Source organism: Paraburkholderia sp. Ac-20347 (genome assembly GCF_017104805.1).
In the GTDB taxonomy this organism is placed as follows: Bacteria; Pseudomonadota; Gammaproteobacteria; order Burkholderiales; family Burkholderiaceae; genus Paraburkholderia; species Paraburkholderia tropica.
Genome location: NZ_JAAGPN010000599.1, coordinates 1 through 1,044, shown reverse-complemented (window position 1 = coordinate 1,044; position 1,044 = coordinate 1). Strand labels below are relative to the sequence as shown.

At 69.8% G+C, this 1,044-nt stretch carries 1 protein-coding gene; it reads right to left on the bottom strand.

Going from position 1 to position 1,044, the window contains the following annotated elements; genetic code table 11:
• On the bottom strand, window positions 1–1,044 hold a 1,044-nt coding region (locus G3N97_RS38930), incomplete at both ends, for an AMP-binding protein (RefSeq protein WP_205998018.1).

Below are 1,044 nucleotides of genomic sequence, written 5' to 3'. Positions count from 1 at the left end.
CACGTGAATTTCGCCGATGCGGCCATCCGCGAGCCGTTCGCCCGCGCGCGACGTTTCATGCTCGACATCCGCTTCATGCGCTTCATGCGACTCACCTGCCGCACGCGCCATGATCGCCACGCGATGCCCGGCCTGCACCGCGCCGCAGCCGACCAGCACGGTGGCCGCTTCGTCCGCGCGCGCCGCCTCGGCGCGTCCCGCCGAGAGCGCCGCGCTGCTGAACGCGTGCGAGACGAGTCCCGCGCCGCGCACGCCGCCGGTGACGAACAGCGTCGCCTCCGCGAGCCCGTAGCACGGATAGAGCGCGGCGGCGTCGAAACCCGCCGGCGCGAAGCGCGCGACGAAGTCGTCGAGCGTGTCGCGCCGCACCGGTTCCGAGCCCGAAAACGCGAGCCGCCAGCTCGAGAGATCAAGCTTCGCGCGCGTCTCGTCGTTGATGCGCTCGGCGCACAGCCGATAGGCGAAATCCGGCGCGCCCGAGATCGTGCCGCGATGGCGCGCGATCGCGTCGAGCCAGCGCAACGGCCGCTCCAGAAAGTATTGCGGCGACATCAGCACGAGCGGAATGCCGCTGAACACCGGCTGCAACAGGCTGCCGATCAACCCCATGTCGTGATAGAGCGGCAGCCAGCTCACGAACACGTCGTCGGGGCGCACGCCGAGTCCCGCCTGGATCGCGATCTCGTTGGCGAGCAGATTGCCGTGGCTCACCATCACGCCTTTCGGCGATCCCGTCGATCCCGAGGTGTACTGGAGAAACGCGAGATCGTCCGCGCGCACGGGATGCAGCGGCGCACCGGACGGCGTATCGCGCGCGTCTAGCGTATCGACGGCCACCACGTCCGCGCCCGGCGCGAGCATCGCCCAGGCGTCGGCGTGACGCTCGTGCAGCGCGGCGGTCGTCAGCACGTAGCGCACGCCCGCATCGCGCGCAATGCCGCGCAAACGCGCGAGATGCTGTTCGCGCTTCGACTCCGGCGGATAGACCGGCACGGCCACCACGCCCGCGTACAGACAGCCGAAGAACGCGCTCACGTAATCCAA